This is a genomic window from Methylophilus sp. (genome assembly GCF_052173275.1).
Taxonomy (GTDB): domain Bacteria; phylum Pseudomonadota; class Gammaproteobacteria; order Burkholderiales; family Methylophilaceae; genus Methylophilus.
In genome coordinates this window covers 251,322-274,920 of record NZ_JBQMUL010000002.1, presented here as the reverse complement: position 1 = coordinate 274,920, position 23,599 = coordinate 251,322, and the positions used below count along the sequence as shown (strand labels likewise).

Sequence of the window (23,599 nt, the reverse complement as noted above, 5' to 3'; positions counted from 1 at the left end):
AATTCGGGATATTTTCCCGATGTTGATTTTGGGTATTGCACATCGTCATTATTTTCTAACCGGCTAGAGCCTGGCACAAGTAGTTTAATTTTTTTGAGGGGTCATTCGTGGACTTAGTACCTGACATCGTAGATTTAGTGCTGTATTTACTGGGCGTGCTTTCGGTGGTGGTGTGGGCCATCATCATTGTTAAAAGCTGGGCCTGGTACAAGGCACAAAGTGAATCCACTGACTTCCTGTCCGAGTGGCAGCAAACACGCAGCATCTACGAATTACCTTTACTCATCTCCAAAAGCGAAAGCAGCTTTGCCCGCCTGTGTAATGCCGGCATGAATGCCATGAACGAAGTGATGGCCAATTCAGTGCTGCGCCGCAACGAACGCCAGGAAGTCATTTTGCTTTCACTCAAGCAACAAGCGTATCTTGAACATAAACGCATGGATGGCGGTGTCGCTGTCTTAGCCAGCATAGGCTCCACAGCCCCCTTCATCGGCCTGTTTGGTACCGTCTGGGGCATCATGAATGCGCTCAAGACCATCACCGCCACCGGCTCTGCCGGGTTGGATGTCGTTGCCGGCCCGATCGGCGAAGCCCTGATCGCCACCGCCATCGGCATTGCCACCGCTGTACCAGCGGTACTCGCTTATAACTACTTTATGCGCAGACAGAAAGTACACCGTGCTGATATGGAACAAGTCGCCAGCCGCTTCCAGTCCTTACTCACCCAATCCGGCGTAGAAAGCTAGGCACAGGCAAATGGCTATCTTAGGCGATGCAGAGCAAGAAGACCTGGTGAGCGAGATCAACGTCACGCCCCTGGTGGATGTCATGCTGGTATTACTGACGGTGTTTATCGTCACCGCCCCCTTACTCATGAATGCAGTCAAGGTCAAACTACCAAAGGCTAGTGCTGAAATTGCCATCACCGTACCTAAGACTGCGCATATCAGCATCACCGATGCGGGCGATGTCTTCCTCGACCAGCAAAAGCTGGCCCTGGACGCCCTGACCAGCAACCTGGGCACCTTGAAACAGCAGCAAGACCCGGCTGTTGAGATCTACGCCGATGAGCATGCCGAGTATGGCATTGTGGCCAAGGTACTGGCGGCGATACAGCGGGCAGGCATCAGCAAGTTCAGTTTTGTGATGTCGCCGGAAGCGGGTAAGTAAGTCGATGCTGCAGATGAGGCCATTGCAAATGAGGCGATTACCATGACCAGCCTGGTGTTGATGGAGGATGAGAGCCATGCCAAGGTCTGGCGCGCAGTCGGCATCTCGATCGGGCTGCATTTGTTGGTGGTTGCTATTTATCCGCATCTGAACAGCATCCGTTTGCCAGATATCCCTGAACGGATGGAAATCGAATTCTTCTCGATAAAAGCACCGCCACCGGCACCCAGTGTGCAGCAAGTGACGCCGCAGGTTGAAACACCGCCAGCACCTCCGGTCGTCGTGCCTAAACCACAGCCGACAAAACCTGTGCAAACACCTAAGCCGATACTGGCAGCACCTGATAGCGATGCCGAGCATCGTGTGGCAGAGCAGCCAGTGAGGCCAGAGCCTGTCAAAACAGAACCGGCACCGCCGGTTACGGCCACCGCACCTGCTGCTGCAACAGCTAGCCACGATAATACGCGCCAGGCTAGTAGTGATGAACATGCAGCAAAAGATGCGCGAGCTGCTACCAATACAGCAGCTGTCAGCAATGACTCAGATGAGCTCACTGCCAGTGACAGTGATGCCTGGGGCGATTATGGCGAACAGTTACGCTCGCTGGTAAACAAAAGCAAACAGTATCCGACGATTGCGATTCGCAGGCATCTGGAAGGCGATGTCACCATCGTCGCGCAATTCACTAAAGGTGAGCTGACACAAGTCTCACTGGCTGAAACGAGCAAGCATGTGCCTTTAGATGAAGAGGCCATCAGGATGGTAAAGAAAGCGATTCAACAGCTGGGTTTAAAAGAAAGCCTGAAGAAGAAAACCTTCAAGATCACTATCCCGGTATCTTTTAGATTGGAATAACAACTAAAACAGCGTCTTGCAGCATGGCATGAGCGACGTAGCCTTTCCCGAGTGCATACGATCATGCCTGCCTCCTAACCCCTGCGCTTACCAGGTTGCATCTGGTGGGTGTGGGGGATTTTTTTAGGTATTGCAAAAGATTACGGCGGGAAAAAGTCTGTATGGATGGTTTTGCAAAGCAGGTACGATTTAATGAAATAACAAGGGGGAATCAGGCAATGGTTTTAAATAAAATAAACACAATCTTGCTGGCAGCGATACTGTTCACCAGTGTGAATGCGCAAGCAACGCTGCAGACGTTTGAAGAGGTTTTTACGGGGACCTTTTCAGCAGTCAATAATGAACTGGATTTTTATGACGACGCAACGACACTGACCAGTGGTGATGTGACATTGACCTTGTACTACCAGGTGATTCCAGCGCTACAGATTGATTATCCTGCCGTTGGCACCTTTACCAGAACAGATGTGACGGGCGCATTTTCTGGGAATTTCTTTTTTTACTCACTGCTTGATCCTGATGTCATCTCGATCACAGGTTTTTTTGATCATGACAGGGACTCAATCTTACCCAATACAGGCGCATATCAATACGCATCGGGTTTTGGCGATGCAGCTGGAACCATCACTGGCCAGGGTAACGTGAATCTAAAAGTTAACTGGCAGATACATACGCCTGATGTGTTTACGCCCGTGCCCGAGCCGCAGATGGGCTGGCTGTTATCACTGGGCTTAGTCACTCTGTGTTTACGGCGTGCACAAAAGAAAGTACGCATGATTAGTCAGCAGGCCGGGTTGAGACTCACTACTCTAACCATACTTGTGATGGATTACGCACCACAAAATCAAGGATAATAATGATCAACATCATCAAAAAAGGTTTGTTGTTATGTGCCCTGCTGGTCAGTGCGCAAGCAGAAGCTAAAGTTGTAGCGTTTCAAGAAAGTTTTTCAGGATACTTTTCTCGGGATATTGTAGTTGATGCAGGCTGGTTTCAGGGGCAAACGAACTTTGTTTACAAGCAATCCACACTCTCTACGCAATATGATCTGATCGATGATGGTACTGGTTTATTTCTGCTATTCGGTACTTTTAATCGAACCGATCAGTCAACGAACTTAAATGGTTACTTCGATATTTCTTTGTTTTCTGAAGATTTAAATAATCCACCAGACCCCTGGCTATATCCTGATATTCCAGTGTCGGTATGGGCAAATTTTTATGCTGAAGAATCGTTTATAGATCCTGCGACTGGCGACATTGTCCGGCAAACGGTTTTGAGTGGGGTGGGGAAAGGGTTGTTGGCCCAGCGGGAATATCTTTCTTTAAACGTAGACTGGCTGCTTTCTACCTCAGACACCGTCAGCACTGTTCCTGCTCCACCAGTGACATGGCTATTTGCCACCGGCTTGCTGATGATAGGCGGCTTACGACTTTATAAACGCAACTAAATAAAGTGGCTGTATATAACCATGATGGTGGTTGATATGCGCAATTTAATGGCTGCTTCTTGTTCTACTTTACATAAAGTAAAGACTTACGAGCCATGGCACAAATTTTGCGGCGAAACTGCCATGGAAAAGACAATGATGTGGGGCGGGATAAACTTGCAGTGGGCGTATACCGATTTACTCGGCTATATACGCTTTAAGGTTTCGTGCCCGCATGTGGCCAAAGATATCTTGCATGATGCCTTTATTCGCTACACGGTTTCGACCAGCACGAACAAGGGTCAGGAGCCGCATGCCTATATGCGCAGTATCGCCAAGAACCTGATTGTGGATGCTTACAATTCCAGCCAGCGTTTTGTGTCACTGGATGCGGATATCGGCCTGAGCCGTGAGTGGCTGGAGTCACCCACGCTGTCTGTAGAGCAATTAAACGACATCAAACAGCGGCTGGAAACCATACAGGGGATACTGGAGCAACTACCGCCGCGTTGCCGCCAGGTGTTCTGGATGTATCGGGTAGAAGGCTACACCCAGACTGAAATTGCAGCCGCGCTAAGTATTAGCAAAAACATGGTCGAGCGGCATGTGATGCGCGCCATTGTAGATTTGAGCAGTGCACGCGAACTGATTGCGAATGACTGATAGCCCACACCAGTGACAAATAAACACGACGATTCGATCAAACAAGCTGCCGCCCGCTGGTATGTGCGTATGCGGGAAGCCGCGCCAGATGCGCCGGAGCGCACCACCTTTGAAGTGTGGCTGCTCTCAGACCGCAGGCATCAGGCGGCCTATCAATTGATTGAATCCACCATGGATGATTTTACTTCTACCGACCGCTTGAAAGATCTCTCCAACGCACTCACGCAAAAACTCTATTTTGAGCAATCCACCCGCCGCAAAAAACTCTCCAAACTTGGCTCTGGCCTTGCCGTGATGTTGCTATGTGTGGGCCTGGGCTTCTTAGGGCGCACGCAATACCAAACCTGGCAGGCCGCGCCACTCTCCACCCAAGTGCAAACCACCGCCGTGGCGCAAATCGTCAAACGCACACTTGATGATGGCTCGGTGATCACCGCCAATGCAAATAGCGCGCTTGAAATCGTGTTCTATCGCCATCAACGCCTGGTGAAACTCACGCGTGGTGAAGCGATTTTTGAAGTGACCAAAGACCCCGAGCGCCCATTTGTGGTGGAGACGCAGCAAGCCAAAGTCACCGTGTTGGGCACACGCTTCGCAGTCAACCAGTTGAGCAAAAAGGTACGCATCAGCGTTGATCATGGCCGCGTGCAAGTGGCACGGGCCGACGGAACGGCGAAAAACCTGATTCTGCACGATGGTGAAGTCGCAGAAATCATGCAAGAAACCGCACCGCTCAAAGTCAACCGCTACGCCAGCGATAGCTTCAGCTTCGCCAGCGGGCGCATCGTGTTTGACCGGGCGGATATGTTTGAAGTCGCCGAGACCTTGTCACGCTATAGACAACAGCCAGTCAATGCCGCTTTCCCTGGCGACAATACACCCAAGGTCAACGCCGTCATCAAAACCATAGAAATCGAAGACTTTATCCATACATTGCCACGCTCAGTCCCGGTTGCATTAAAAAACAGTGAAAACGCGCTGGTAATAGCACCGGCCAAATAGCTCTTTACATTTCTTTTTAACATACGCATATCAGGCGTTTTGCCAGTCCGTCGGTTACACCTCTAATACGACCAGTAATCGACGGATGCACCATGCAAAATAACACCATTAAAAATGCCATCCTGGCAGCATTGTTTGGCCTGCTGTTGCCCACGGCCATCCATGCAGAACTCAACACCCAAGTGCCTAAAGAACAAGAGGACGGCTTTTCTATCCCCCTGAATGTGGATATGCCAGCCCAGCCACTGGCCGCCGCATTACGGCAGTTTTCCATCCAGTCCAACTTATCCCTCACCGTCGATAGTGCCCTCATCGTCGATAAAAAGTCTCCCGCAGTCAAAGGCCGCTTGACGCGCAAAGAAGCTATTAAACGCATGCTTGAAGGTACAGGTCTGCAAGGGAAAATTGAAGATGATAAGATTTTTATTCAGCGTGCAACAAAAGAAGATAAAACCGTACAGATCGATAAGGTGGAAGTGCGCGCTAAACGCATTTATGAGATTGGTCCATTACCAGGTCTGGGTTTAACTAAAGAAGAGATTCCCGGCAACGTCCAAAGTATTTCCGCTAAGGAAATCAAAGAAGCGCATTCTTTAAGCCTGACTGATTTGATGAACCGCAAACTCCAATCAGTGACAGTGAATGACTATCAAGGTAATCCGTTTCAGATGGATGTCCAGTATCGTGGTTTTACTGCAGGCCCGCAAATTGGTACTCCACAAGGTCTGAGTGTATTCTTCGATGGCATTCGTGTTAATGAGCCTTTTGGGGATGTTGTGAACTGGGACATGATCCCTATGAATGCACTGGCAAGTGTAGATGTTTTTCCAGGATCAAACCCGATTTTTGGTTTGAACACATTGGGTGGTGCTTTTTCTATGAAAACAAAAGACGGCTTTAATAATGCGGGATTTGATGCAGATATCCTCACTGGGTCTTTTGGTAGAAAACAATTACAGACAGAAGCTGGTTGGAACAACGGGACACTTGCACTTTTTGGGGCAGGTAACTTTTTTCTTGAAGATGGGTGGCGTGAAAATTCACCAAGTAAGGTGAACCAGTTCTTTGGCAAGGCGAGTTACAGAGGGGATAAGCTAGATTTGAATCTCAGCACATTGATGGTCGGGACAGACTTGGTGGGTAATGGCTTATTACCAACACAAATGTATGATCAAAATAGAAATGGTTCTTACACCTCCGAAGACGTCACAAAGAACCGGCTGCAGCAATTTCAGTTGTCAGGTGCCTTTCAAGCAACCGATAGTTTCAGTATCACCGGGCAAGTGTATAGACGCAGGAGCGATCGTACGCAGGTAGGGGCAGATGTGATGGCGGATTATGATGAGGATTTGCTGGCAAGCCGGATGCCAGTCGCGGGTGAGGAATATACATGTTTATTTAATAGCAGTGGAGCAGGTCAATATGGTTCAAACAGCGCGGCAAACCTTTATGGGTTGCCCGATTACATCGTATTACCAATCGTAAACTATGATCCAGTGACAAGCCAAGGTCAAACCTCATGGGTATACGATGCACAAAACCCAGATGGTTCAGGACTTTCAGTCATTGTCCAAGATTTACTCAATGGTACTTTTGATCCAGCGAACTATGCGGATTTGATTAATAAACCTTTAGATCCAGCGTTTTTAGCCGCCTATCAATATTCATTTAAATTATGGTCAAACTTCTATGAGCAGCAATCTTTAAACCGGGATGGGGGGTTAAAAACCGTTCCTGTTTCAGGCCAGCCAAGTTTTTTTGGAGAGCCTGCATTCCACTACGAAGTTGGCAGCTCATTTGCAGGAAACTCCAAAACAGGTGGCAATGTAGCCGCAAGTCTGCAGGATTATGGCGGAGTGCTAGGCGAAGAATTTAATTACTTTTTTACGCAAGACCAAAATGGCGTGATTACCAAAAATTACGTGCTGATCTTATCGCCTGCTAACAAAACGGCTTGTTATGAACAGCAAAAAGTCAGAGCTGATGGTTCAGTGGGAGACCAGTACAATATACCTAACCCCATATCAGGTTTTGAAACAGTGGATGGGCGTGCCTATGGAACGCCAGGTGTTGTTGGTGTTATCGACCCTGCAACGGGCAAGATGTTATACACACCTACTGCTTTGCTGAATAACAATCAGATTGAGCAAGTTGTAGATGGGTTTTCGATGCAATTCAACTGGAATCTGGATAAGCATAAATTGATGGTTGGTGTTTCGCTAGACTCAGCCAATGCAAGCTACAGTAATTCACAACGTCTAGGTTTGTTGGATGCTAACCGCCGTGGTTACTTGGCGCCCGATCAAATCCATCCAATGTTTACAGGCGCTTTTGTGCCTTTAGAAAACAATAATTTTGAAGGTACCAGCATTACCAAAAGTATTTACTTTAGTGAAACATGGAAACCCACTAGCAACTGGAATTTCAATGCATCGGGTCGCTACAATGTCACTCAAGTGGAAAACAAAATCGCAGCACGCAGGAATTTAGTGAATTTTGGCATAGGTGATATGGTTTTTCAGGGGCTACCCAGTACTCTGGGCATTTGCCCTAACGCTGATTGTACGAATGTACCGACTAATTTCAGGATCCCTGAACTCAATAATGTGCTGGATTCCGCCGAAACCGAGAAGTTTAGCTTTTACTCTTTTAATCCATCTTTGGGTGCAACATGGCAAGCCAAAGAAAACTTGAATGTATTCGCCAATTGGTCGCAAGGTACACGCACACCTAGTGTTGTTGAACTTGGTTGTGCGTTTGACAAAACACCAATTTATACAGGCCCAACTCAACGCACGCCCGAACAACTCGCTGATTCCAAAAATTACACACCAAAAAGTATTTTTGAAAACCGCCAATGTACGCTACCGACAACATTATCAGGTGACCCATTTTTGCCGCAAATTAAAGCCACTAGCTACGATCTAGGCATGCGAGGCACACTCAATAGTTTGTTAGGCACCACTAATCTTCAATGGAATTTAGGTGCTTACCAGACTGATTTAAAAGATGATATTTATTTTGTGGCAGTGGGTAATGGTGCGGGTTTTTTTGACACCATAGGTAAAACTCGCCGACGTGGGATAGAGGCAGGCCTATCAGGGAAAATGGATAAATGGGGGTTTGGCATTAACTATGGATTGACTGATGCCACTTTTGAAGACGATTTTAGAATGATCAGCATCGACAATAGCAGCAGTACTAATAAAAATGATGGTTTTGGAGAAGCCATTGATGTTAAAAAAGGTAGCCGTATACCAGGGGTTGCTCTACACAACCTTAATGCTCGTATCAGTTATGAAGTCACGCCTCAATGGCAAGTTGGCTTATCCGCTGTTGCGCACAGCAAAAGCTTTGTGCGCGGCAATGAAAACAACGAACATCAAAAAGGGGTTACACGGGTTTTACAAACTTATCCTGATGGTAGTCAATTACTTGCCAGACCAACAACCAACGATGGAACAGTGCCTGGTTACGCTACTTTTAACTTCCAGACAAGCTATAAATTCAATTCTGAATGGACAGGCACACTATTGATTAATAACGTGTTTGATCGAGAGTATTTTACTGCTGGACGGCTAGGGCGTAACGCGTTCTCACCTAGTGTTAATGGTGCGATTGGTGTTTCTGGTTACAACCACAACTCCGGAGATTGGTTAAGTACAAACTTCATTGCGCCGGGCGCGCCAAGAGGGGTCTGGTTTAGTTTGAATTATCAATTTAAACCTGACTGATTTCATAAATGTTGCTTTATTACTTCACTCAACCAATCCATAAAAATCCGCACGCGTTTTGACAGGTTGCGTCTATGCGGAAACAGGATTGAAACGGGCATAGCGGGCGCCGGATAAGTTTGCATGATTTCCACCAATTGGCCGTTGAGCAGCAACTCATGCGCGCCAAATCTCGGCGCTTGCATAATGCCTAGTCCTGCGGCACAAGCTGCTCGATAGGCATCTGTGTTGTTGACGCAAATACGGCTTTTCATTTTGCAGCTTTGCGGTTGGCCATTTGCACTGTATTCAAAAGCATCAAAGCGCTTGTTCATACTGGTCTGGTAATGGATCAGGTAGTGGTGCTGTAAATCTTCTATGTTTTGCGGCTCACCATGTTGGGCAATATAGGCGGGGCTGGCAAAGTTGGTTTGTTGCATCTCACCTATCTTGCGCATGATCATGCCGGATTCTTCGACTTCACCAGTCCTCACCACGCAATCATAGCCTTCGCTGATCAGATCGACTTTGCGGTCTTCGCTGCTGATGTCGATTGATAGGTTAGGGTAGCGTTGTAGAAACTCCGGTAAGGCGGGAATCACCAGGTGCCGCGCCATCGGGTGCGACATATTGACGCGGATGACGCCGGAAATTTGTCTGTCATCACTGATAAACAGGGTTTCCAGTTCTTCAATTTCACTGAGTACGTCTTTGCTTTTCTCATAAAACAGCTGTCCGTCCGGCGTGAGTTGTACTTTGCGCGTGGTGCGGTGGAACAGCTGGGTTTGCAGTTTGGTTTCCAGTTGTTGTATGGCTTGCGACACGCTGGCTTTGGGCAGATTTAAACTTTCAGCCGCTTTGGTGAAGCTGCCTAACTCCGCCACGCGTATAAACCGTTTGAGTGTCTCGTTGCTATCCATATGCTGGTTTATTGTTCATTTAATGTGAACAGTATAATCAATTTATCTGTATTTATCTTTAATGGTGATAACAATAAACTGCCTTTACTTTAAATCACAACAGGAGCGCAACATGACTGCAAAAATTGGATTGATTACGGGTTCTAGCCGCGGATTGGGTAAAAATACGGCGCTGGCAATGGCGCGGCAGGGCATCGATGTAGTGCTGACTTACCAAACTAACCAGGCGTTGGCGCAACAAGTGGTGAGTGAAATTGAGGCATTGGGCCAAAAGGCGGTGGCTTTACAGCTGGATGTGGCCAAGGTAAATACGTTTAGTGCTTTTGCTGCACAACTGAAACAGGCATTGAATACGCAGTGGCACACTGAGAAGTTTGATTTCCTGATCAACAATGCCGGTACGGGCATCACCGCGCCATTTGCGGAAACGACTGAACAAATCTTTGATGACATGGTAAATATTCACCTGAAATCTACCTTCTTTGTGACGCAGACATTATTGCCGTTGCTCAATGATGGTGGACGGATCATCAATATCTCTAGCGGACTGGCACGTTTTACTTTGCCTGGTTACAGCGCTTATGCGGCAATGAAGGGCGGGATTGAGGTCCTGACGCGTTATATGGCGAAAGAGTTGGGCGCACGGCAGATTGCGGTGAATACCGTGGCCCCTGGTGCGATTGAAACCGATTTTGGCCAGGGTCTGGTGCGTGATAACAAGGATGTGAATGCTTATATTGCTGCACAAACGGCGCTGGGCCGCGTCGGGGTGCCGGATGATATCGGCCCCATGATCACCAGTTTGTTGTCTGAAGATAACCGCTGGGTGAATGCGCAACGGATTGAAGCTTCTGGTGGGATGTTGATTTAATAAGCTGTTTAATAAAAAACAGGCAATGTGGTTGCCTGTTTTTTTCAATACTCACCCTTGCTTATGAGGGAAAATTTAATAGCCAGACCTGACCAAAGGCGATCAGGAACTACCTTTGAGATTCACCAGGACTATTTGCTCTGCAGAGTGGTGAATTGCGTCTTGTAATCTTCAATCCACTGTTGAGCATGCAATCGTTGCTTTGCATTAGTACTTGCATGCAGGTTGGCGATGGTTTCACATGTTTGTTGCGTGATTTTATCGATATGCGCCTGGTAAGCCAGATTCGGGCTGTGTTGCATGCGCTCAAAACCTGCGCGGACCAGTTGTGTTTTTTCTTCGATTGACGCGGCAGGATTTCGTAGCGCTTTTAAAATATTCAAAGCATCTTCGTCACGCCGCAAAATTTCTGCATAGATGATTGCAGGGTCACTATGATGGGCAATGCTTTGTTTTAAGATGGTTATTTGTTTTTCGTTCAAATCGCCATATATTTTTTCCGCATAATCTTTAGATTTTTCCAATCTCACCTCTTGCTGTTCTTCAACCGTTTCCTGCCACCATTCCTCTTTCCATTCTTCATTGCGTTTTTCCAGTTTTTGCTGGAAATGCTGCAATTGCTTATCACTCAGTGTATCGGCTACGTCTACGATGACAGGGATGAATTTCGTTTGAATCGCTTGTACATTTGATTTGATGGATTCAATTCGCTGGCAGGCAGTTTGTGCATTCACCTCATGGCTTAGATCGTTGTTTATTTCATTCAGCAACGCTACATACCGCGGTAACTCGGTTTTGCGATGCCATGCATGCAGTTCCTGCAGCGCTGGTTTCAGTTTGGCTTTTTGCGCTTCGCTGAAATTAAAATAATCATTCAACCGCCATGCAATAAGTGCAGGCGCGTTGTTGTAAGCGGTTTTTACCAGGCTACAACTGAGGGTTGAAAAAGCGAGCGCCAGGATAAAAATATTTTTGATGATTCGCATGACTTTACGACCACGGTTGCAATGCTAAAGTTTACGATACTGTCACTCCGTTTTGATTCTCTACCAAAGTGAGACTCGTCCCGCAGGCGAATTGTCTTTAAAAACCAATTCTTAGTACAGAGAAGCGCAGCATGCTCTGCACCTGCGTAAAGCCAGGGTTGTAGGGATATATGAATCCTGCAGGCATCAGGCTGCGCATAATACGGTCTACCTGGTTTGCTTAACGCTGATAGCCAAGTGGTGGGGGTGGCGGTGGATAATAGGTTGATCTTGCCGGCGGTGTGCCTATCGTCGTTTGAGTGTGTGTGATGGTTGTTGAGCTGGCGCCCTGCGAGTAGGTTTTTGCCATGCTGGCAGGTACGGGGATACGGTGTCCGGCTGCATACATGCATTGCAAATAGGCATTGTCATATTTATGCTGGGCATTGTCGCCACTGGTGGCTGCTGTGTCTGCACCAATCGCGCCGCCTGATAAAGCACCCACGCCTGCGCCTATGGCTGCCCCTTCGCCACCGCCGGCTGCGGCGCCAAGCGCGGCACCGATCACCGTGCCAACCGCGGTAGTGGTCGCCAGGCTTTCATTGTATTGCTGGTTAACGGTTTTAGAGCCAATCTGCCCCAGCGCAAAATCGCGGCAGGATAAGTCATCCGCCCGGAATAGGTTAAAGTCTTTGCCGGTGCCTGGCAGGGCCATATTGCTGGGGCCGTTGGGGGTGGTCGCACAGCCGCTCATCGCCAGTGCGACACCGATACAGGTGATGCGAATAAGTGTTTTCATCGTCATGACCTTTATCTGCCCGAAGTGGGCGGGGTAGGGGTGACTTGTTTCCAGCCAGCCGCGCACTCTTTCACGTAAGGGTAGTAGCTATCGGATTGCTCACAGTAATACCAGTAGCCTTGCGCGTTATTATTGCCAGCGCTGGCGGTCGGTGCAGGCTGCGCAGTTGGCGGTGGAGTTAAGTCAGGTGTTGAGGTCACGCCGCTGCCTTGTTCAATATACACCTGTGGTTGTGGCGGTTGCGTCACGATGACTTGCGGCGGGCCGTAAGCGTACGGGTATGGGTAGTAAGGGTAGCCATAGGAGTAAGCAAATGGCGGCGGACCGTAAAAAGGGAACGGGCTGCCAACGTAGACGCCTACCCCGCCGCGCCAGCCGCCTCTATGGCCTGGCGGGTGTGCCTGTGCCAGGTTGCTGATTAACATCAGGCTGACCAGTAAACCAGTTAATACACTTAATTTCGTTTTCATGAGGTCTCTCCCAAAGACAGCATAGTCAAAAGACTATTGTTAGTGATTCAGACCGCAGAATAATGAAATTTATTCGCTGGCAGGTACTGCATTTTGTATCGGATTGTATCTTTGACCAGGGTTAAAAATCCTGCAAGCCAGCCGCTCAAAAAGTTGTCGCGATAACTAAAATGATAAGATTTACATAAAAACCCGTGCGTAAGCCTATCTTTTTTAGACTGCTTTTAGTAACTTGTCAGAGTGTGCAAGCAAATTGCTTGATTCCTGAAAGCCTTTAAGATGCAAGCTCAACCTCAATCCGTGCAGCAAATCAATTTAGCCTATGATAGCCAACAGGACCGGCTGTTGCTAAAGGCGGCTGTGAGCAACAATCAGGAAGTCCGCGTATGGATCACTTACCGGATTGCGCGGCAGATATTCGCTGTGTTAAACCGCGAGGCGCATCTGCCGGTGACGGCGATTGGCCAGGTCACTGCTGCTTTGCTGGAGAATAGCCAATCCCCCGCAGAAGCCACCCGTCAGTTTGAGCAGGAGGCCGAAGCGGTGCAGAACCTGGAAATGCTGGATTTTGAAACGGCTTACGAGCAGAGGGCATCCACAGTCAGTGAGCAGGAATTATTGGCGGTTGAAACCCGGTTCGTCTCGATCAATGACCAGTTAAATAATATGCTACTAGCGTGCGCAGGTGGCATGAATGTGAATATGGGGTTGAATAAAGAGCTGGTATTGGCGATCAGCCGCATGCTGATGATTGCCAGCAAAGACGCCGGATGGGTTTTACCCGCAGAAAAGGAACCAGAAGCGGTTTCCAGCATCGTAATGCAGGTGCCGACAGAAAAGCAGGTGTTACATTAATGGATGAAACGTATTTGGGAGACAGCGGCATCCGCGTCTCCAAAATTGCCTTGGGCACCATGACCTATGGCGATCAGAACACCCAGCAGGACGCTGACAATCAACTGGATTTTGCCCTGGCGCAAGGGATCAATTTTATTGATACCGCAGAAATGTACCCGGTGCCACCCAAGGCAGAGACCGTCACCCGCACAGAGACCATCCTCGGGCACTGGATTAAAAAACAGTCACGCGACCAGTTTGTACTGGCAAGCAAAATCGCCGGACCACGGCGAGGCATGCAGTGGATACGTGGCGGCCCCAGCGGGCTGGATAGAGCCAATATCCGTCAGGCCGTGCACGACAGCCTGCAACGCCTGCAGACCGACTATCTGGACGTGCTCTACCTGCACTGGCCGGAGCGCAACGTGCCCATGTTTGGCCAATACCAGTTTGACCCAAAATCCGAGCTGGATAGTGACGGCCAGCCGATTGCATGGGTGACCATACAGGCGCAATTGCAAGCGCTGGATGAATTGATCAAAGAGGGCAAGGTCCGCACTATCGGGCTCAGTAACGAGCAGCCGTGGGGTGTGATGGAGTTTTTACGCATTGCACGCGAGCAAGGCTTGCCGCGTATTTCGGTGCTACAGAATTGCTATAACCTGATGAATCGCGGCCTTGAGTTCGGCATGGCAGAGGTGCTATACCGCGAACGCATCAGCCTGGCGGCGTATTCTCCGCTCGCCTTTGGCCACCTGACCGGTAAATATATTAAAAATCCAGCCGCCTCTGGCCGGGTGACCTTGTTTACCGGCTATGCGCAGCGCTATAAAAAACCTGGGGTTGCCGCCGCCTCGCAAGCTTATGCAGAGCTGGCGCAGGCGCATGGCCTCACTCCCGTGCAGCTGGCACTGAGTTTTGTATACCATCGCTGGTTTATGGGCAGCACCATTATCGGGGCGACCAATATGACCCAGTTGCAGGAAAACATCGCTGCCTATACCGTGCATTTGAGTGAAGAAGTATTACAGGCGATTGAACAATTGCACCTGACGATGATGAACCCTGCGCCGTAACGGCTAAGTAGCTGAATATAAAAATAAAATAGTCTTAAAAAATAAAAAAACCGCAGCAGTAAACATGAAACAAACAAGCCTTGGGTAAACGAACTGAAGAATAAGGGAATACGTATGATGAGGATTTACGGACGCAGCCTGATCATGGTTGCTTTCATGCTGGCAGGAGGCGCGCAGGCCGCGACAGGCAACGAAATGCAAGCTGCATTGCACACATGCCAGACAGAGTTTATTGATGATGCCAGCCGTCGGCTGGTGTGTTTTGATCAGGTCGCTGAGCAGTATGCTTCCAACAAGGTTGCAGCCCCTGTGCTTTCTACCAAACAAGAAAACCTGGTCAAAACCGTGGATGCGAAGACCACTTATCTGGCACGTAAATGGCATTTGAATCCGCAGGATGAATTACATTTTACTGACCTCGAAACACATCAGTTAAATTACGTGGTCGGCTCATACTCCACTAATCCCAATGATGTGCCGGTTTCACCTTCGCGGCCCAACACGCAGAATCGCGATTTAAGCAATAACGACCTGCATTTCCAGATCAGCCTGAAAACCCAGCTTATGAATCTGTCTGATTGGCTGCCAGAGAATCAATATGTACACAGTGCGCGTTTATGGGGTGCGTATACGCAGCAATCCTTCTGGCAAGTGTATGACGGTGGCCAATCGCGGCCCATGCGTGACCACAACTATTCGCCTGAATTGATCTTGTCCCTGGGTTTAAACAAACCTGGCGAACCCAAGCAATGGGCGGCCATGCCAGACATGCTGAATCTGGGTGTGGTGCATGAATCGAACGGACGCTCTGAACCGCTCTCACGCAGCTGGAGCCGTATTTACCTGCAAGGCGGCTGGCAACTCAATGAGCGTTATAGCTTGCTTTTCAGGCCCTGGTGGCGCATCCCTGAGGGGAAATCGGAAGACGATAACCCGAATATCAGCAAATATATGGGCTATGGCGACATGACTTTCCGTTGGGATAATGAGGCGCAAAATACCGCTGCCAGCGTGACATTACGCAACAACTTGCGTAGCGATAACAAGGGTTATGTGAAGTTTGATGTGCAATACAAACCACTAAAAAGTGAAAGCGTGAAGTTTTACGCCATGTTGGCCAGTGGTTATGGCGTGTCGCTGCTGGATTACAATCAGGCACAAACCATGTTTGGCATAGGCTTTGCCATTGGTGAATAATGCCGCAGACTTGGCGACAGTATTCACTGCTCGTCGCTTGGGGCAGGTGAGCGCCTGCCTGCTAAAGCGCCAAATACGCGCCATTTAACGCATGCGCCTTTTCACAAGCGCGTTGCAACGGCTACTGGCTTCAGAGCAGGCCGGTAGTGTGTTGCTGGTGCTGGCGACCTGCCTGGCATTGGCTATCGCCAATAGCAGTTTCGCCGGGCATTACCATGCGGTATGGCACACGCTCAGTCTAGGCTTAAGTTTAGAAGAATGGGTCAATGATGGCCTGATGGCCATTTTCTTTTTGCTGATTGGCCTTGAACTCAAGCGCGAGCTGTATGTGGGAGAGTTGTCCAGCCGCAATAACGCCTTATTACCAACCATTGCTGCACTAGGCGGCATGCTGCTGCCAGCGCTGATCTTCTGGCAATTTAATCATGGCAGCGCCTTCCAGGCCGGCGTTGGTATCCCTATGGCGACTGATATCGTATTCGCACTGGGCGTATTGTCCGTATTGGGTGCACGCGTCCCTGTGTCACTTAAAGTGTTCCTGATGGCGTTTGCGGTGATTGATGACCTCGGCGCCGCTATCCTGATTGCCGTGTTCTACACCGCTAGCGTTTCCTGGCTGTATTTGGCGGCGGCGCTGGCCGTTCTCGCAGGTCTATTTGCGCTGAATCGTTGGCGGGTGGTTTCTATATTTCCCTATGCATTGGGCGGGGCACTGATGTGGTGGCTCACGCTGAAATCCGGCGTGCATCCTACACTTGCAGGCATTGCATTGGCTTTTGCTATCCCATTTTCGCGCGTGGGGCAGCATTCGCTTTCACACCGGCTGGAACATTTTCTGCATTGGCCAGTGGCTATGCTGATTTTGCCGCTGTTTGCCTTTGCCAATACTGGCCTGGCGATCTCGACACAAGGGTTTACTACGCTTTTCTTGCATAGCAATAGCCTGGGTATTATGACCGGATTATTTTTCGGTAAGCCGATCGGTATCACACTGGCCGTCTGGTGTGCAGTCAAAGCCGGCGTGTGTGCATTACCCCAGCCACTGCGTTGGGCGCATATCATAGGCGCAGGCATGCTGGGTGGCGTGGGCTTCACCATGTCTATATTTATCGCTAACCTGGCATTTACCGGCCAGCCAGATATCATCCAACTATCTAAAATGGCAATCCTGACCGGGTCACTGCTCTCAGGGCTGTTCGGCTGGTGCTGGTTGCGCGCTACGCTAGCAGCTAGGTAAAATCATGAGTCATTTTTAGGGATGCTGCGCAAGCTTTTAAAGATGCATCTGCGTATAGTTGATCCTAACGAGATGCATCAAGGGATGCGCTCCCAAATCCATCTAGGAGAACGATATGTGGACTAAACCAGCTGCTACTGAAATGCGTTTTGGCTTTGAAGTGACGATGTACGTCATGAACAAGTAATAAAATTTAACTTGCATAACAAACAGCCCGACTTGTGTCGGGCTGTTTGTTTGTAAAGACTCAGTAAGTAAAACTTCGGGTATGAAATTACTGCCTGCTGCGCTTAGTGGAGACAGTTTTATAAATGCGTTAAGCGTTCGTGGTCGCCTAAACCAATAGGGCGGGCAGCGACAATAGAAGCGGCAATGGCAAATAACCTGACCACTTTGCTATGCGGTGAATCCCAGTATTCTGCAGTGTGCGGCACAAATTTAAGCAAAGCCAGATTAGGTGAATCCGGCCCTTCAGGAAACCAGGGTTTCACAAATGGTGACCATAATGCTTGTTTACGGGCTGGATCAGTCACTAATTCACCTGAACCAGAGAGTGAAACATAAGTCGCATCTGATTCGCCACTAAACGCCAGGTTCAGTGCATCCAGGTGCTGCGTTTTCTCTGAATGGATATCCGTAAAAAACCAGATATTGCCCTCACCATCTAATTCAATCGGCCCCATAGGCTGGCTGATCAAGGCGCCCTGGCTGTCTATGAAAGTCAGCATGGCTATATCAAAGTTTTCGATCAGCTCTGCCAGTTTCTGACGTTCTTCTGTGATTTGAGTATGAATTTTCATCTTTTTTCCTAAAATGTTCTGCACTGTGTTGCCAGTGATTCAGGTGGTGATCGATTTTTCCACCGATTCGCCAGTCGCCACCAGTGTGAAATCTTCTACATTTAAATCCGGGTTTTCAGTCTCAAAACGTTCTTTGCCTATCTTGTAACTTTCTTCCATATCCTCAGCGATCACGCTGGATGTCCAGAAAGGCAGATCTTCTTTAGGTTTGCTCGCGCTGACTTGAAATAAAGCCATCAGATGTTCTCCAGTGTCAATGTTCAATGTAAATACAAAAGCAGATGAAAGGATTCATCTTTTAAGGCCATCATAAAGAGTCATTCTCTGAAGTGCCGTAGGAGTATCGATGATTTCTGTGTCAGCGGAATATGATTTTTCTGCTACTCCCTAGGCCTAGAAGTACGCTTAGGTAGCGGTATGATATTCCTACAAAGATTTCAGTCATTGTGGCCTAGTGCCTGAGTGTGAGAGCCATGCAAAATAGGGTTTTACTTACAAGAAATCGAAGGGAAAACACTATGATAGACGCACATGAAATCAAAGAAGATATGCCGGTACATACCGCACAAGCGGAGCAGTTTGCAGTGGTTGACCATACTGACGGACCCGATTCGATCAAACTGAAAAAAGATGAATCCGGCACCCATCATTACATTCCGGTCAGCTGGGTGATTTCTACCGAAGGAGGTGTGGTGAAGATTAATCGCACGCTAGACCAGGTACTGCATGACTGGAGTGCGCAAGCCTTGTAAATAGCTTGAATATAAAAAAGCCCTGTCTCAACGGACAGGGCTTTTTGCTGCTCTCACGTATTAATGTACTTCTGCTGCCGCGCGGGCGGCGTCACGCAGATGTTTGACTTCATCATGATTGCGTTTAGCGCCTTCGAGTTGGCGGGTCACCACCATACGTACATTGATAGGCAGGTCTTTTTCAGCCGCTTTGCGATAGGCATTCAATGCCACATCTTCTCCACGCTCGGTTTCGTTCAGCACGGCAACCGTGTCGTTGCTGGTGAGTGCGGTTTTCAAGTCTATCCAGCGTCTGTGCAAAGCACCGCCGATAGTACTCGACTCTGCCGGCTCACCACCTAAGGAACGCACCAAGCCTTGTAACTCCTGCGCACTGGAAGCCACTTCTAATGAGCGACGCAAGAAGAAGGCTTTTAGTTGCGGGTCATCCACGTTTTCTGCCGAGCTACGAAAACCTTCTTCACCATCTTTAGATGTTTCAATCAAATCATTCAATGTATCAATCACATCATCATTATCTGCCATGATCGTTCTCCAAATTCAAGTCGTTATGTATAGAAACTTAAGTATGCCAATGGCATTAAATTCGCTGCATCAGAGTGAGTCGCAAATAGCTGTAGGAATCGCTTTATCAATGAAAGATTGGTCCGCAGCAGCTCTTTTGTAGAGTGAGTCGTGGTGGCTTTTGTGTGGGAATCGGCTGTCAGGGAAAACCTGTGTTTTCCTACACTTAAATCAGACGCAGACGTGTAGTGACTTTTTGGCAAGTCGCCATAATAACGATTAACAGCTTTCCCCTTTAATTTTCTCTTCATTTGCCAGTTTTGACGTCCAGCTGGCGCTGCTTGGAGAAGGTTATCCGGGCCAGCAAAAATCTTTTAATAGTAGTTAGGAGCACACCATGAACCTTATCCGATTATTTAATTATGTGACGCCCAAAGCCAGCGAAAAGCAGGCCAGGGCCGAAAAGCCCGGCGTGGCGCAGTTGCTACTGTTCTACGTGCTGCCGTTGTCACTAATCCCCTGCATCATGATGTATCTAAGGTTGCATCATAATTATCCACGGCAGTTTATGGATACTTTGCCGGGCAACCGCCTGATCATGATTTGTGCCGAGTTATTCCTCTTACAGATAGGCGTCATTCTGGCGATGGCGTGGATCACGCAGAACCTGGCTGAGATGGTGGATAAGAAACCCAGTTTCCGTGATTCCTTACTTATCATCGCGATTGCGACTACACCCTTATGGTTAACCTCGGTGTTTTATGTCGTACCTAGCCTGAGCTTTAATGTCATTGTGCACGGTATTGCGGTGCTGGCATCGATTGCACTGGTATACCGCGGCGTGAAGTATATTTTTGCCATCCGTGAACGCGGCGCGATTGCCACCTTGACTCTGGCGATTGTATGTACGGCGGGTTTAGGCTTCGCGGTGGTGATGATAGGCTCACTGATCTCTTGGGAAGCCATTGAGCAAATGCAATTCGCAATTAAGAAATCCTAACAAGATAGAAATACCTGAAAAATCTGCGATCAGACCAATGTCAGGTCGCAGATTTTTTTGTTTTGAAGCTAGAGATGGAGCGTTGGTAAAAGAAAAGCGCAAATGGATACCAGATGCGCTTGATTAATAAGACCCGCAGTCAACTGATCAAATGATGATCCAGCGCGTAATGGATCAGCGAAGCATTGTTACGCATATTCATTTTTTTGAGTATCTTGGAGCGGAAGACGCTGACCGAGCCAGGCGCAATGGATAACTCTTCTGCAACTGAGTTCACCGCCTGGCCTTTGATCAGTTTGAAAAATACCTGCAACTCGCGCAGCGACAGACGCTCATGCAGCATAGGGTACAGCCTTTCATCCAGCTGTTCATGAGTGGATGCCAGGTAGGACAATCCACGCGCAATCGCTTTAATCGCCGGTATCACCTGTGCGCTGGTGGCGGTATAAGACAAATAGCCTTTGCAACCCAGCCGGGTGAAGTTCGCCATGCGATCTACCTGGTCGCTGCCATTGATGATCAGGATAGGCAAGGCCGGGTAAGCCTGTTTGAGGTCGCAAAAAGTTTCCAGCCCGTTTTTTTCCGGTGAAGAAACATCCAGGATCACCACATCGAATTTCTGGGCGCGGATCTTCTCGATCGCCTCGCCTGAATCACTGACTTCTTCAACCAGGTGCATGGCGCTATCGGCATTGATCAAATCCTTCAACGCCGTGTGGCTCAATTCGTTTCCGTACAGCAATAAGATATTTTTCATCTCTTGTTCATCTCCAATAATGTGAAGGAGAGTCAGCAAAACTTCTCAAACTAGAATTCTGTATGAATGGCTAGACTGCCTATAAACGCTTTTCTATCGCTCAGTGACGAGCCTCTAATCTTTGTTGCAACAGGCACAACATGCTCTGTTCAGCGGCACTTAATTCGGTTTCGTTGTAGTCTGCCTGCTGCACCGGCTGCCGGAACTCGGCCCCGGCCAGGTAGCATTCCAGTATCCACGGGTGCACATAACTGTTCCTGCAGATGGCTGGTGTATTGCCCAATTTAGAGGCGGCCACACAAATGGCCGCCACAATGTTCTTTTTTGCTTCGGTGATGCTGGTATACGGTTCCAGCTCACTCAGTGCCATCAAGGTATGCAAACTGCCAAACCAGGTGCGGAAATCCTTGGCGGTAAAATCACCGTCGGTGATCTGCTGCAGATACTCATTCACTTCTGCCGAGCCGATAGCATGGCGCTCGCCTTGCGCATCCACATACTGGAACAGCGTCTGGCCGGGTAACTCACGCATATTGCGGATCAAGCGGGCCAGCCGCCGGTCACGCAGACTCAGGCTATGTTCCACACCACTTTTTCCACGGAAGTGAAACTGTATCTCACTGCCTTGTATATCGACATGACGATTGCGCAAAGTGGTCAAGCCAAACGATTTGTTGGTTTTTGCGTATTCGTCATTGCCTATCCGTATCAACGTGTTTTCCAGCAGGTAGATCAGCATGGCCAACACTTTTTCTTTTCCCAGGCCGGGTGCCGCCAGGTCACGCGCAATATGGGCGCGTATGCCTGGCAGTTGCAGCCCGAAATCAATCATATGTTCATACTTCTTGGCTTCGCGTTGCTTGCGCCATTCTGCATGGTAAAGATACTGCTTGCGGCCTTTGGCATCGCGCCCGGTGGCTTGCAGGTGCCCATTGGCCCGCGTGCATATCCATACTGTCTGCCAGGCGGGCGGAATGCGCAGGGCAACGATACGGCTGATCTCTTTTTCTGCTTTTAATACCTGGCCATGCTGGTCCAGATACCTGAACTTTCCCCTGAACGCCTGACGGCTGTAACCGACCGTATCGTCCTGGATATAGTGCAATTTTTCCAATCGATGCCCATGCGTTTCAGCCGTTTGCAATGCAGTTTTTTTTGACAGTTTAGACACCATAGTCATTCGTTTATCGTCTGCTTGCCGCCCGGCACAGTGTTAGTGTGCAAAGGCCGCAAGCACGCTCAGGCATTATTTAGCAGCGGCTTTGTTACTGCTTTTCACGTTCCAGATCACATTGCCCACATCATCTGCCACCAGCAGGTGGCCACGTTTATCTACCAGCACGCCTACCGGACGGCCTTGCGCTTCGCCATCCACATTGAGGAATTCAGTCAGTACATCAATCGGTTTACCCGCTGGCTTGCCACTCTCAAATGGCACAAAGATCACTTTATAGCCGCTGTACGGGATACGGTTCCACGAACCGTGCTGTCCCACAAACATGCCATTCTTGAACTGATCCGGCAGCTTGTTGCCTTTGGCTGGCGTTAACCCGAGCGAGGCTGTATGTGAACCCAGGGCATAATCCGGTTTGATCGCCTTGGCGACCAGTTCAGGATTTTGTGGCTTGATGCGCTTGTCGACATGCTGACCGTAATAACTGTAAGGCCAGCCATAAAATCCACCTTGTGAAACCGAAGTCATATAATCCGGCACCAGGTCGCTGCCTATCTCGTCGCGCTCATTCACCACAACCCATAGTGCGCCACTGTCGGGTTCCCAGGCCATGCCATTGGGGTTACGCAGGCCGGACGCGAAAATATTGTGCTTGCCGGAAGCCGCATCCACTTCCCAGATCGCGGCACGCTCTTTTTCTGTCTCCATGCCGTTTTCACCGACATTGCTGTTAGAGCCCACGGTGACATAGATCTTGCTGCCATCTTTATTTGGCAGGATATTTTTAGTCCAGTGGTGGTTACGTTCTGCAGGCAAGTCAGTGACTTTCACGCCGGGTGCCGTGATTTGTGTCTGGCCTTCCTGGTAGGGGAATTTAACCAGTGCATCCGCATTGGCGACATAAAACGTATCGCCAACCAGCGCCATGCCAAAGGGAGAATTAAGGTTTTCGAGGAATACATGCTTGAGGTCAGCCACGCCATCACCGTCAATATCCCGCAGCAGGGTGATGCGGTTAAAGCTTTCAGCACCTGCACCGCCATCTTTCATGAATATTCCGGCGATCCAGCCTTTCAGGTCAAAGCCGTCACTTTTCTCATGATGATTGGTTTCTGCCACCAGGATATCGCCATTAGGTAATTCATACAGCCAGCGCGGGTGTTGCAGATCAGTGGCAAATGCCACCACATTAGTGCCAGGTGCAGATGTCGGTTTTTTGCCTTCTGGCCAGCCGACTGCTTTTGCGACATTGACAGTGGGGATCAAGCCGGTCTGGTATGAAGACAGATCTGGCTCCGGGCCAAAACCTGCGGCTTCTGGTAATTTGGCCGGTTGTGAGCAGCCGCTCAATGCCAGCAGTAATAATGCGCTGCTGATGGAAAGCTGTGGGCGGGTAGTGTGCATGATA

The 23,599-nt window shown here is 48.9% G+C and carries 26 protein-coding genes; 16 read left to right on the top strand and 10 right to left on the bottom strand.

What is annotated here, in order from left to right; translation table 11 throughout:
* The first annotated feature begins 107 nt into the window (after positions 1 to 107).
* The 8 genes from ACTS9Y_RS02810 to ACTS9Y_RS02775 all read left to right on the top strand — a co-directional run bounded on the left by ACTS9Y_RS02810 (position 108) and on the right by ACTS9Y_RS02775 (position 8,853).
* Entirely contained in the window at positions 108 to 746 is a 639-nt protein-coding gene (locus ACTS9Y_RS02810) for a MotA/TolQ/ExbB proton channel family protein (RefSeq protein ID WP_442584494.1), read from the top strand.
* A 10-nt stretch (positions 747 to 756) separates the two neighbouring features.
* Positions 757 to 1,170 (top strand): ExbD/TolR family protein, encoded by a 414-nt coding sequence (locus tag ACTS9Y_RS02805; RefSeq protein ID WP_442584493.1) that lies wholly within the window; start codon positions 757 to 759, stop codon positions 1,168 to 1,170.
* Between the two features lie 42 nt (positions 1,171 to 1,212).
* The gene (locus ACTS9Y_RS02800; protein WP_442584492.1) at positions 1,213 to 2,025 is read left to right on the top strand and encodes an energy transducer TonB; all 813 of its coding nucleotides are present in this window, start codon (positions 1,213 to 1,215) and stop codon (positions 2,023 to 2,025) included.
* A gap of 161 nt (positions 2,026 to 2,186) precedes the next feature.
* Positions 2,187 to 2,879, top strand: a complete 693-nt coding sequence (locus ACTS9Y_RS02795) for a hypothetical protein (protein ID WP_442584491.1) — start codon at positions 2,187 to 2,189, stop codon at positions 2,877 to 2,879.
* A gap of 2 nt (positions 2,880 to 2,881) precedes the next feature.
* Positions 2,882 to 3,475, top strand: coding sequence for a hypothetical protein (locus ACTS9Y_RS02790; RefSeq protein ID WP_442584490.1), 594 nt, complete (start codon positions 2,882 to 2,884; stop codon positions 3,473 to 3,475).
* Positions 3,476 to 3,598: 123 nt separating this feature from the next.
* Positions 3,599 to 4,117 (top strand): RNA polymerase sigma factor, encoded by a 519-nt coding sequence (locus ACTS9Y_RS02785; RefSeq protein ID WP_442584489.1) that lies wholly within the window; start codon positions 3,599 to 3,601, stop codon positions 4,115 to 4,117.
* 12 nt (positions 4,118 to 4,129) lie between these two features.
* The gene (locus ACTS9Y_RS02780) at positions 4,130 to 5,119 is read left to right on the top strand and encodes a FecR family protein (protein ID WP_442584488.1); all 990 of its coding nucleotides are present in this window, start codon (positions 4,130 to 4,132) and stop codon (positions 5,117 to 5,119) included.
* Positions 5,120 to 5,211: 92 nt separating this feature from the next.
* The gene (locus tag ACTS9Y_RS02775) at positions 5,212 to 8,853 is read left to right on the top strand and encodes a TonB-dependent receptor domain-containing protein (RefSeq protein ID WP_442584487.1); all 3,642 of its coding nucleotides are present in this window, start codon (positions 5,212 to 5,214) and stop codon (positions 8,851 to 8,853) included.
* A gap of 2 nt (positions 8,854 to 8,855) precedes the next feature.
* Here ACTS9Y_RS02775 and ACTS9Y_RS02770 read toward each other — a convergent pair whose 3' ends face one another.
* The gene (locus ACTS9Y_RS02770) at positions 8,856 to 9,752 is read right to left on the bottom strand and encodes a LysR family transcriptional regulator (RefSeq protein ID WP_442584486.1); all 897 of its coding nucleotides are present in this window, start codon (positions 9,750 to 9,752) and stop codon (positions 8,856 to 8,858) included.
* Positions 9,753 to 9,864: 112 nt separating this feature from the next.
* Between ACTS9Y_RS02770 and ACTS9Y_RS02765 the strand changes: the two genes are divergently transcribed.
* On the top strand, positions 9,865 to 10,623 hold the full coding sequence (locus ACTS9Y_RS02765) for an SDR family NAD(P)-dependent oxidoreductase (protein ID WP_442584485.1): 759 nt from the start codon (positions 9,865 to 9,867) through the stop codon (positions 10,621 to 10,623).
* 131 nt (positions 10,624 to 10,754) lie between these two features.
* Here the strand turns inward: ACTS9Y_RS02765 and ACTS9Y_RS02760 are convergent, their stop codons facing one another.
* The 3 genes from ACTS9Y_RS02760 to ACTS9Y_RS02750 all read right to left on the bottom strand — a co-directional run bounded on the left by ACTS9Y_RS02760 (position 10,755) and on the right by ACTS9Y_RS02750 (position 12,857).
* Entirely contained in the window at positions 10,755 to 11,609 is an 855-nt protein-coding gene (locus ACTS9Y_RS02760; protein WP_442584484.1) for a DUF6279 family lipoprotein, read from the bottom strand.
* Positions 11,610 to 11,829: 220 nt separating this feature from the next.
* On the bottom strand, positions 11,830 to 12,387 hold the full coding sequence (locus ACTS9Y_RS02755) for a YMGG-like glycine zipper-containing protein (protein WP_442584483.1): 558 nt from the start codon (positions 12,385 to 12,387) through the stop codon (positions 11,830 to 11,832).
* An 11-nt stretch (positions 12,388 to 12,398) separates the two neighbouring features.
* Entirely contained in the window at positions 12,399 to 12,857 is a 459-nt protein-coding gene (locus ACTS9Y_RS02750) for a hypothetical protein (RefSeq protein WP_442584482.1), read from the bottom strand.
* 279 nt (positions 12,858 to 13,136) lie between these two features.
* Between ACTS9Y_RS02750 and ACTS9Y_RS02745 the strand changes: the two genes are divergently transcribed.
* The 5 genes from ACTS9Y_RS02745 (at position 13,137) to pqqA (ending at position 17,391) form a co-directional block, all read left to right on the top strand.
* Positions 13,137 to 13,712 (top strand): hypothetical protein, encoded by a 576-nt coding sequence (locus ACTS9Y_RS02745; RefSeq protein WP_442584481.1) that lies wholly within the window; start codon positions 13,137 to 13,139, stop codon positions 13,710 to 13,712.
* On the top strand, positions 13,712 to 14,770 hold the full coding sequence (locus ACTS9Y_RS02740) for an aldo/keto reductase (RefSeq protein WP_442584480.1): 1,059 nt from the start codon (positions 13,712 to 13,714) through the stop codon (positions 14,768 to 14,770). Before ACTS9Y_RS02745 ends, ACTS9Y_RS02740 begins: the two co-directional genes overlap by 1 nt.
* Before the next feature lie 114 nt (positions 14,771 to 14,884).
* Positions 14,885 to 15,967 (top strand): phospholipase A, encoded by a 1,083-nt coding sequence (locus ACTS9Y_RS02735; RefSeq protein WP_442584479.1) that lies wholly within the window; start codon positions 14,885 to 14,887, stop codon positions 15,965 to 15,967.
* Between the two features lie 91 nt (positions 15,968 to 16,058).
* Positions 16,059 to 17,204 (top strand): Na+/H+ antiporter NhaA, encoded by a 1,146-nt coding sequence (nhaA, locus tag ACTS9Y_RS02730; protein ID WP_442584478.1) that lies wholly within the window; start codon positions 16,059 to 16,061, stop codon positions 17,202 to 17,204.
* A 115-nt stretch (positions 17,205 to 17,319) separates the two neighbouring features.
* Positions 17,320 to 17,391: a pyrroloquinoline quinone precursor peptide PqqA gene (gene pqqA, locus ACTS9Y_RS02725; protein ID WP_081624291.1), complete on the top strand. Its 72-nt coding sequence runs from the start codon at positions 17,320 to 17,322 to the stop codon at positions 17,389 to 17,391.
* 118 nt (positions 17,392 to 17,509) lie between these two features.
* Here the strand turns inward: pqqA and ACTS9Y_RS02720 are convergent, their stop codons facing one another.
* Together ACTS9Y_RS02720 and ACTS9Y_RS02715 are read right to left on the bottom strand one after the other, a co-directional pair.
* Entirely contained in the window at positions 17,510 to 18,004 is a 495-nt protein-coding gene (locus ACTS9Y_RS02720) for a pyridoxamine 5'-phosphate oxidase family protein (RefSeq protein ID WP_442584477.1), read from the bottom strand.
* Positions 18,005 to 18,043: 39 nt separating this feature from the next.
* The gene (locus tag ACTS9Y_RS02715; protein ID WP_442584476.1) at positions 18,044 to 18,241 is read right to left on the bottom strand and encodes a hypothetical protein; all 198 of its coding nucleotides are present in this window, start codon (positions 18,239 to 18,241) and stop codon (positions 18,044 to 18,046) included.
* A gap of 281 nt (positions 18,242 to 18,522) precedes the next feature.
* Between ACTS9Y_RS02715 and ACTS9Y_RS02710 the strand changes: the two genes are divergently transcribed.
* Complete coding sequence (locus ACTS9Y_RS02710; protein WP_442584475.1) at positions 18,523 to 18,756, top strand: DUF2171 domain-containing protein; 234 nt, start codon at positions 18,523 to 18,525, stop codon at positions 18,754 to 18,756.
* A gap of 60 nt (positions 18,757 to 18,816) precedes the next feature.
* On the opposite strand, the gene ACTS9Y_RS02705 is transcribed toward ACTS9Y_RS02710, so the two are convergent.
* Positions 18,817 to 19,281: a PA2169 family four-helix-bundle protein gene (locus ACTS9Y_RS02705; protein ID WP_442584474.1), complete on the bottom strand. Its 465-nt coding sequence runs from the start codon at positions 19,279 to 19,281 to the stop codon at positions 18,817 to 18,819.
* A gap of 376 nt (positions 19,282 to 19,657) precedes the next feature.
* Between ACTS9Y_RS02705 and ACTS9Y_RS02700 the strand changes: the two genes are divergently transcribed.
* Complete coding sequence (locus tag ACTS9Y_RS02700) at positions 19,658 to 20,260, top strand: Yip1 family protein (protein ID WP_442584473.1); 603 nt, start codon at positions 19,658 to 19,660, stop codon at positions 20,258 to 20,260.
* A gap of 139 nt (positions 20,261 to 20,399) precedes the next feature.
* Here the strand turns inward: ACTS9Y_RS02700 and ACTS9Y_RS02695 are convergent, their stop codons facing one another.
* The 3 genes from ACTS9Y_RS02695 to ACTS9Y_RS02685 all read right to left on the bottom strand — a co-directional run bounded on the left by ACTS9Y_RS02695 (position 20,400) and on the right by ACTS9Y_RS02685 (position 23,595).
* Entirely contained in the window at positions 20,400 to 21,017 is a 618-nt protein-coding gene (locus ACTS9Y_RS02695) for a response regulator (RefSeq protein ID WP_442584472.1), read from the bottom strand.
* Between the two features lie 100 nt (positions 21,018 to 21,117).
* The gene (locus ACTS9Y_RS02690) at positions 21,118 to 22,191 is read right to left on the bottom strand and encodes a DNA topoisomerase IB (RefSeq protein WP_442584471.1); all 1,074 of its coding nucleotides are present in this window, start codon (positions 22,189 to 22,191) and stop codon (positions 21,118 to 21,120) included.
* Positions 22,192 to 22,263: 72 nt separating this feature from the next.
* A complete protein-coding gene (locus tag ACTS9Y_RS02685; RefSeq protein ID WP_442584470.1) occupies positions 22,264 to 23,595 on the bottom strand; it encodes a PQQ-dependent sugar dehydrogenase in 1,332 nt (443 codons plus the stop codon).
* Positions 23,596 to 23,599 lie beyond the last annotated feature (4 nt).

Bases quoted from the DNA above. Each gene is read 5' to 3' on its own strand.
- ACTS9Y_RS02760 (WP_442584484.1), bottom strand. From the start codon at position 11,609: ATGCGAATCATCAAAAATATTTTTATCCTGGCGCTCGCTTTTTCAACC.
- ACTS9Y_RS02775 (WP_442584487.1), top strand. From the start codon at position 5,212: ATGCAAAATAACACCATTAAAAATGCCATCCTGGCAGCATTGTTTGGC.
- ACTS9Y_RS02765 (WP_442584485.1), top strand. From the start codon at position 9,865: ATGACTGCAAAAATTGGATTGATTACGGGTTCTAGCCGCGGATTGGGT.
- ACTS9Y_RS02705 (WP_442584474.1), bottom strand. From the start codon at position 19,281: ATGGCAGATAATGATGATGTGATTGATACATTGAATGATTTGATTGAA.
- ACTS9Y_RS02785 (WP_442584489.1), top strand. From the start codon at position 3,599: ATGGAAAAGACAATGATGTGGGGCGGGATAAACTTGCAGTGGGCGTAT.
- ACTS9Y_RS02770 (WP_442584486.1), bottom strand. From the start codon at position 9,752: ATGGATAGCAACGAGACACTCAAACGGTTTATACGCGTGGCGGAGTTA.
- ACTS9Y_RS02795 (WP_442584491.1), top strand. From the start codon at position 2,187: ATGGATGGTTTTGCAAAGCAGGTACGATTTAATGAAATAACAAGGGGG.
- ACTS9Y_RS02750 (WP_442584482.1), bottom strand. From the start codon at position 12,857: ATGAAAACGAAATTAAGTGTATTAACTGGTTTACTGGTCAGCCTGATG.
- ACTS9Y_RS02690 (WP_442584471.1), bottom strand. From the start codon at position 22,191: ATGGTGTCTAAACTGTCAAAAAAAACTGCATTGCAAACGGCTGAAACG.
- ACTS9Y_RS02790 (WP_442584490.1), top strand. From the start codon at position 2,882: ATGATCAACATCATCAAAAAAGGTTTGTTGTTATGTGCCCTGCTGGTC.
- ACTS9Y_RS02805 (WP_442584493.1), top strand. From the start codon at position 757: ATGGCTATCTTAGGCGATGCAGAGCAAGAAGACCTGGTGAGCGAGATC.
- nhaA (WP_442584478.1), top strand. From the start codon at position 16,059: ATGCGCCTTTTCACAAGCGCGTTGCAACGGCTACTGGCTTCAGAGCAG.
- ACTS9Y_RS02800 (WP_442584492.1), top strand. From the start codon at position 1,213: ATGACCAGCCTGGTGTTGATGGAGGATGAGAGCCATGCCAAGGTCTGG.
- ACTS9Y_RS02695 (WP_442584472.1), bottom strand. From the start codon at position 21,017: ATGAAAAATATCTTATTGCTGTACGGAAACGAATTGAGCCACACGGCG.
- ACTS9Y_RS02710 (WP_442584475.1), top strand. From the start codon at position 18,523: ATGATAGACGCACATGAAATCAAAGAAGATATGCCGGTACATACCGCA.
- ACTS9Y_RS02720 (WP_442584477.1), bottom strand. From the start codon at position 18,004: ATGAAAATTCATACTCAAATCACAGAAGAACGTCAGAAACTGGCAGAG.
- ACTS9Y_RS02685 (WP_442584470.1), bottom strand. From the start codon at position 23,595: ATGCACACTACCCGCCCACAGCTTTCCATCAGCAGCGCATTATTACTG.
- ACTS9Y_RS02715 (WP_442584476.1), bottom strand. From the start codon at position 18,241: ATGGCTTTATTTCAAGTCAGCGCGAGCAAACCTAAAGAAGATCTGCCT.
- ACTS9Y_RS02755 (WP_442584483.1), bottom strand. From the start codon at position 12,387: ATGAAAACACTTATTCGCATCACCTGTATCGGTGTCGCACTGGCGATG.
- ACTS9Y_RS02740 (WP_442584480.1), top strand. From the start codon at position 13,712: ATGGATGAAACGTATTTGGGAGACAGCGGCATCCGCGTCTCCAAAATT.
- ACTS9Y_RS02735 (WP_442584479.1), top strand. From the start codon at position 14,885: ATGATGAGGATTTACGGACGCAGCCTGATCATGGTTGCTTTCATGCTG.
- ACTS9Y_RS02745 (WP_442584481.1), top strand. From the start codon at position 13,137: ATGCAAGCTCAACCTCAATCCGTGCAGCAAATCAATTTAGCCTATGAT.
- ACTS9Y_RS02700 (WP_442584473.1), top strand. From the start codon at position 19,658: ATGAACCTTATCCGATTATTTAATTATGTGACGCCCAAAGCCAGCGAA.